This window comes from Roseibium sp., from assembly GCF_025698965.1.
Classification (GTDB): Bacteria; Pseudomonadota; Alphaproteobacteria; order Rhizobiales; family Stappiaceae; genus Roseibium.
Genome location: NZ_JAILWL010000392.1, coordinates 1 through 6,315, shown reverse-complemented (window position 1 = coordinate 6,315; position 6,315 = coordinate 1). Strand labels below are relative to the sequence as shown.

Genomic DNA, 6,315 nt, shown 5'->3' with positions numbered 1-6,315 from the left:
ACGCAATTGCTGACGCGCGGTCTGCGGGTCGGGCGCTTTGCGGATCATGGCGATGATCTCGTCGATATTGGCGACAGCCACGCCCAGACCGATCAAGACGTGCGCCCGGTCGCGCGCTTTCTTGAGCAGGTAGCGCGTGCGGCGTCCAACAACTTCCTCGCGAAAGGCAACAAAGGCCCGAAGCATGTCGGACAGATTCATCTGCTCCGGTTTACCGCCATTCAGCGCGACCATGTTTGCGCCGAAAGACGTCTGGAGCTGACTGAAGCGGTAAAGTTGGTTGAGCACGACATCGGGAACCGCGTCGCGTTTCAACTCAATGACCACTCGCATGCCGGAGCGGTCGCTTTCGTCGCGGATGTCGGAAATACCTTCGATGCGTTTGTCCCGCACCAATTCGGCAATCTTCTCGATCATCGTCGATTTATTGACCTGATACGGGATCTCCGAAACGATCAGCGCATTGCGGTCCTTGCGTACCTCTTCGATGTCGACTTTCGCGCGCATAACAACAGAGCCGCGGCCTGTTTCGAATGCATTGCGAATGCCTGCGCGGCCGAGAATCATGCCACCCGTTGGAAAGTCGGGCCCCGGAACGATCTGCATCAGTTCTTCCAGGAGCATTGCCGGATTTTCCATAATGGCAATGGCGGCGTCGATCACCTCTCCGAGGTTGTGCGGTGGTATGTTCGTTGCCATACCAACCGCAATCCCTCCTGCCCCGTTAACAAGCAGGTTCGGGAACTTGGCTGGAAGGACAACAGGTTCGCTTTCCGAATTGTCGTAGTTTTCCTGGAAATCGACTGTTTCCTTGTCGATATCGTCAAGGAGCTTGTGAGCAACCTTTTCCAGACGACACTCGGTATAACGCATTGCCGCCGCAGGGTCGCCGTCAACGGAACCGAAGTTTCCCTGGCCATCGATCAATGGCAACCGCAGCGAGAAACTCTGCGCCATGCGCACAAGTGCATCGTAAATCGCACTGTCGCCATGAGGGTGATACTTACCCATAACGTCACCGACCACACGGGCCGATTTGCGATAGGGTTTGTTCCACTCATACCCATTTTCATGCATCGAATAGAGGATGCGCCGGTGAACCGGTTTCAGGCCATCTCTCACGTCGGGCAACGCGCGGGACACGATCACGCTCATTGCGTAATCGAGATAGCTGCGCTTCATTTCGTCGACAATGGAGACCGGTTTGATATCAGACGGCAACCCGTCTGAAGGTGTGCTGTTGTCCTGGTCAGCCAAGGAAACACTCATTTAATTGTTATTGCTGGGTCTTTTATATCCGATTCAAACCGTGGGACCAAATCGGAGACGGTTTTCCGCCGAAGTAAATCACGTTAATTTACAGATACTTATTAGGAATATACACAGGCAGGTAAAATGATTTCAGGAAAGCGGGTCGCCGTTTGCGCCAAAGCCCTATAGTAAGGCCGCTTTCTCACCGGAAAAATCGCCTCGGGAATGAAAGATGCTGGACTATTTTATCAACGCTTTCGCAACGCTTTTTGTCACGATTGACCCCGTCGGACTCGCTCCGATGTTTCTTGCCGTGACAGCGGGCATGAGCCAGGCCGATCGCCGAAAGGTTGCTGTTCGCGCGACTTTGACCGCGGCAGGTATCCTGCTGATTTTCTACGCCTCGGGGCAGACCGTTTTGAATGTTCTGGGCATATCGGTGTCTGCTTTCCGTGTTGCAGGGGGGATTTTGCTCTTCCTGATTGCGATCGAAATGATTTTCGGCAAACGACAGGAACGCAAGGCGGAAACCGCGGAAAAGGCAATTGAATCCGAAGCACATCACGGCACGGTCAACGAACTCGCAATTTTCCCCCTTGCAATCCCGCTTATTTCGGGTCCGGCGACAATATCCGCGATTATTCTCCTGTCCAGCCAGGCCCCTGACACGGTCCATTATGCCGGGCTGGGAGGCGTCATCGCGTTTATACTGCTTAGCTGTATGGGAGCGTTTCTGCTTGCCGATAAACTTGAGCGCCTCTTGGGCGATACCGCACAGCTGGTTATTACCCGCTTGCTCGGTGTCCTTCTGGCCGCACTTTCGGTTCAGTTCGTGGCGGACGGTGTCATCGCCTTCATCAATATATAAGGCCCTTAGCGTGGCAACGGCAGGCTGTATTCCTGTGGCGCGGTGCCATGAACGGTGTCTCGTGCCCTAATGATGACTTCTGAGACGTCGTTTGGAATCACCACTCCGGACAGGGAACGTGTGAATGGCTGCTCATCTACATGCGGATGCAGCAGGACACGCTCTCCAAGCAATGTTCCCTCTGGTGTATACACCTGCCAAAGATCCGCATAGTGATCCCAACCTGTGTCCTCGTGTTGCAATGTCACGGAGAACGTCCAGGTGTCGCCGGACTTACGTGCAGTTGCGTCGACAATTTCAACATCGTTTGCGCTTGCGGGTCCTGCAGAAAGCGACACAAAGGCGCAGACTGCGGCAAAAGCGAGTTTGCAATTCGATTTCATTCCGGTGACCTCAGGTTCGAATAGTCCCGCTGTACCCATGCCAAAGCGGACAGCCTGATAAAAATCACGAATGTGTCATGAACTCGTCGCATCGCGAGGAACGTTGAATGCCATCATTTCTACAGCTTGCACAATGAAATTGGCTTCGTCATTCTCTATTTTGGAGGTTGAAGATGTCCATAGATGAAAAGAGCGTCCGCGAAACATTGTTGAAACTCCGACAGGAGCTGGAGGCACTCAGCGAAATTTCGGAGGAAGCCAGGGCCACTGTGACATTGGATCAGCAGTCCGTTGGTCGATTATCCCGCATGGACGCGCTTCAAGGACAAGCCATGGCCCACGCGGCTGAACGACAACGGCGCGCAGACATTCAGCGCATTGCGGCAGCGTTGCAACGTCTTGATGAAGGTGAATACGGCTATTGCGTCGAATGCGGTGAGGAAATTGCCGAAAAGCGGCTGGAAGTCGATCCTGCCGCCGCCTTTTGCATCAGGTGTGCACGCTAGTTCATCCAGTTACATGATGTCTCAGGCTGCGCAAAAACGTCGAAACCTTGTTAGTAACGCTGTCGATCGGAAACTCTGAAAGTGATGCTTCCGACCATTTGGTTTCGGGGACCAATATTTTTCCAATTTCTTCGTGTAACTTCCGCTCCCTGTCGTCAAGCGGCAATCTCTCAGCAGATCTCAACAACACAAGCTGCTCGTGTATCCTGCGCAACACCGACAAAGCGGCACCCATACGTTCTTTCAAGGTCGGGTCATCGTCCCAGCCAGTCCCGCCGAAAACGTCTTGAGAGACCCGTTGCCCTGCTCCGTAGCAGGTGTAGGTGATACACCCCTTGAAGCCGAGGTGTTCCCGCCTTGAGAAGATCTTGCATTGCTGATGTGCATCGAGATTCGGACAGACCTCGCCAGCGGCCTTGTCGATAGCGAAAGATTCAGACCGGTCAAATGCAAACACAACGCAGCAAAGGGCCGCACAGGCGGTACAATTCGGTTCAAGGTCGATCGGTTGTTTCATATTTATCCGGCCTTGTGGGAACCTTCCGGCGTCACAGTCAAAAAAGGCTGCCGAGTGTTTCTACGCAACTCCGGCAGCCTTATGAACTATTCCCATTCGATCGTGCCCGGGGGCTTCGACGTGATATCGTAGGTCACCCTGTTGATGCCCTGTACCTCATTGATGATCCGCGTCGCGGTTTCACCCAGAAATTCATGCGAAAATGGATAGTAGTCCGCGGTCATTCCATCAACCGATGTGACAGCCCGAAGCGCACAGGCATAGTCGTAAGTGCGGCCATCCCCCATGACACCGACCGTACGCACTGGCAAAATGGCGATGAAAGCCTGCCAGATGTCATCGTAAAGTCCGTGCCGACGGATCTGGTCGATATAGACTGCGTCCGCCTTTCTTAGAATTTCGAGCTTTTCGCGGGTGATTTCACCTGGACAACGAATTGCCAGTCCCGGCCCCGGGAACGGATGACGGCCAATGAAGCTGGCAGGCAAGCCAAGTTCGCGTCCAAGCGCCCTCACCTCGTCCTTGAACAGCTCCCGCAGAGGTTCGACAAGCTTCAATCCCATCTTTTCTGGCAGACCACCGACATTGTGGTGTGACTTGATGGTTACCGATGGACCGCCGGAGAAACTGACGCTTTCGATGACGTCAGGATACAACGTCCCCTGCGCCAGGAAATCGGCGCCCTCTATCTCGTTGGCATATTTCTGGAATACGTCAATGAACAACTTGCCGATGGTTTTGCGTTTCTGCTCCGGATCGGACATGCCTTCCAACGCACCCAGAAACAGGTCGGACTCGTCTGCGTGGATGAGCGGGATGTTGTAGTTGTCCCGGAACATGGAGACGACTTCTTCCGCTTCATTCATGCGCAACAGCCCATGGTCCACGAAGACACAGGTCAACTGATCACCAATGGCCTCGTGGATCAGAACGGCGGCAACGGAGCTGTCCACACCACCCGACAGGCCACATATGACCTTTTTGTCGCCAACCTGTTCGCGAATTTTTGCAATTGCATCATTGCGGTAGGCCCCCATGGTCCAGTCACCGGTGAAACCTGCGAGACGAACAAAATTCTCGTAGACTTTCTTGCCGTTGGGCGTGTGATGGACTTCCGGGTGGAACTGCACAGCGTAGAAATTGCGCACGGGATCTGCCGTGATCGCGAATGGCGCATTGGGCGAGGTTCCGTAAACTTCAAATCCCGGGGCAATGGCGCTCACGTGATCGCCATGGCTCATCCATACCTGTTCACGCGCTTCTTCAAACCAGTCTTTCAGAAGCGGAAGCTTGTTATCATTTGGCGTAACATAGGCCCGTCCGAATTCCGCTGTGCCGTGACCGCGTTCAACCTTGCCGCCCAGACAATGCATCATCACCTGTTGACCGTAGCAGATGCCAAGGATCGGAACGCCAAGATCAAACACGGTCTTCGGCGGCATCGGCGCGCCGTCGGCAAAGACAGAAGACGGGCCGCCAGAGAAAATGACTGCTTTCGGCTTGAAGTCAGCCAGGAAAGCATCCGTGACGTTCTGAAAGGGATGAATTTCACAATAGACGTTCAATTCACGCAGGCGTCGGGCGATAAGCTGGGTTACCTGTGAACCAAAGTCGATGATGAGAAGACGGTCGTGCTGGGTCATGGCCAGCTTCTACCCGGTCTTTTTGCGAAATTGAACCCGGTTTTCATGCGAAAATTCATGCCTCACAGGATTTTCTTTCCTGTGCGATTGTAGCCGCTGTCAAAGCACCATCGGAATCAGAGCGAAAAATTCAGCGGACAAGCTACTCTGACGGCCATTTCGCTTTTGACCTATGGTCGCATGCTCCTTAACCTTAATGGCTAACCCTTTCCCTTGAGCTGGACCGACGCAACGATTGGTCTTGAAGGTAATGAAACTCCATGACTGCAGCCGCCCGTGAAGCATTTGAACAAGCCGTTGCATTGGAAACATCCGGTGATCTGGACAAGGCGCTTGTTGCTTACTTGAAGGCACAGGAGCTTTCGCCGCAGGATACGGAAATCGCCTACAGAACCGCGTCCGCACTTTTGCGAGCCGGATATCTCGACGAAGCACAATCCCAACTGCGCCGGATCGTCTTTGCTGAACCAGACAATTTGAACGCGCGCGCCAGTCTCGGTAATTGCCACCTGTTGATGGGAGATCTCGAGAACGCTAGGCAAAGCTTCAGCGAAGTCCTGGAAATTTCGCAGAACAACCGGAATGCGCTTTACGGGCTAGCGAGTGTTCTTCTCAAGGAAAACAATCCTCAGGGAGCCGCAAAACCTGCAAAACAATTGCTGGATCTCCTTCCGGAAACACCGGAAGTTTTGACGCTTTTTGCCGAAACGCAGGCAAAGATCAATCAGAGTGCCGCGGCAATAGCCGCCTATCGGAAGGCACTCAAGATCAATCCGGGCTTTACACCAGCGCTGCTTGGTCTTTCGGCACTTCTGATTTTGCGCAAGCGTTTCGATGAGGTAATCGAACTGACCATTCAAGCCAATCAGTTGGCTCCGGCCGATCCACTTTCGCTTGAGTTGCTTGCCGATGCCCTTTCCGGAAAAGGGCAATTGAACGATGCTCTCGAAGCAGCCGAAGCGGCGTTGAAGCTCGCGCCGCGCTCGCGATCAGTGCTGGTTCGACTCAGTGTCCTGTCTAGAAAACTCGGAAATCACGACGAAGCACTGGATTACGCCTTGCGGGCGCACGATCTGGACCCCATGGCTGCCGGTCCGCTGAATGCTCTTGGTGCAGCTTTGGCAGCCCTCAAATTCTCCAAGGAAGC

At 53.8% G+C, this 6,315-nt stretch carries 7 protein-coding genes; 3 read left to right on the top strand and 4 right to left on the bottom strand.

Going from position 1 to position 6,315, the window contains the following annotated elements; translation table 11 throughout:
* Nucleotides 1–1,269 (bottom strand): DNA gyrase subunit A (locus tag K5905_RS24855; protein WP_297589107.1); only part of this gene is annotated, 1,269 nt, incomplete at its 3' end.
* A 214-nt stretch (nt 1,270–1,483) separates the two neighbouring features.
* Here K5905_RS24855 and K5905_RS24850 point away from each other — a divergent pair.
* Nucleotides 1,484–2,119, top strand: coding sequence for a MarC family protein (locus K5905_RS24850; protein WP_297589104.1), 636 nt, complete (start codon nt 1,484–1,486; stop codon nt 2,117–2,119).
* A 5-nt stretch (nt 2,120–2,124) separates the two neighbouring features.
* Here the strand turns inward: K5905_RS24850 and K5905_RS24845 are convergent, their stop codons facing one another.
* Entirely contained in the window at nt 2,125–2,502 is a 378-nt protein-coding gene (locus K5905_RS24845) for a hypothetical protein (RefSeq protein WP_297589102.1), read from the bottom strand.
* 173 nt (nt 2,503–2,675) lie between these two features.
* On the opposite strand from K5905_RS24845, the gene K5905_RS24840 reads away from it, so the two are divergent.
* The gene (locus tag K5905_RS24840; protein ID WP_297589100.1) at nt 2,676–3,008 is read left to right on the top strand and encodes a TraR/DksA C4-type zinc finger protein; all 333 of its coding nucleotides are present in this window, start codon (nt 2,676–2,678) and stop codon (nt 3,006–3,008) included.
* 1 nt (nt 3,009) lies between these two features.
* On the opposite strand, the gene K5905_RS24835 is transcribed toward K5905_RS24840, so the two are convergent.
* Both K5905_RS24835 and guaA read right to left on the bottom strand, forming a co-directional pair.
* Nucleotides 3,010–3,525, bottom strand: coding sequence for a hypothetical protein (locus K5905_RS24835; RefSeq protein WP_297589098.1), 516 nt, complete (start codon nt 3,523–3,525; stop codon nt 3,010–3,012).
* Between the two features lie 86 nt (nt 3,526–3,611).
* The gene (guaA, locus tag K5905_RS24830; RefSeq protein WP_297589095.1) at nt 3,612–5,168 is read right to left on the bottom strand and encodes a glutamine-hydrolyzing GMP synthase; all 1,557 of its coding nucleotides are present in this window, start codon (nt 5,166–5,168) and stop codon (nt 3,612–3,614) included.
* Between the two features lie 260 nt (nt 5,169–5,428).
* On the opposite strand from guaA, the gene K5905_RS24825 reads away from it, so the two are divergent.
* On the top strand, nt 5,429–6,315 hold an 887-nt coding region (locus K5905_RS24825), incomplete at its 3' end, for a tetratricopeptide repeat protein (protein WP_297589092.1).

What these genes read in the sequence shown, in the direction of transcription:
- K5905_RS24850 (WP_297589104.1), top strand. Translation starts at nt 1,484, where the DNA reads ATGCTGGACTATTTTATCAACGCTTTCGCAACGCTTTTTGTCACGATT.
- guaA (WP_297589095.1), bottom strand. Translation starts at nt 5,168, where the DNA reads ATGACCCAGCACGACCGTCTTCTCATCATCGACTTTGGTTCACAGGTA.
- K5905_RS24835 (WP_297589098.1), bottom strand. Translation starts at nt 3,525, where the DNA reads ATGAAACAACCGATCGACCTTGAACCGAATTGTACCGCCTGTGCGGCC.
- K5905_RS24840 (WP_297589100.1), top strand. Translation starts at nt 2,676, where the DNA reads ATGTCCATAGATGAAAAGAGCGTCCGCGAAACATTGTTGAAACTCCGA.
- K5905_RS24845 (WP_297589102.1), bottom strand. Translation starts at nt 2,502, where the DNA reads ATGAAATCGAATTGCAAACTCGCTTTTGCCGCAGTCTGCGCCTTTGTG.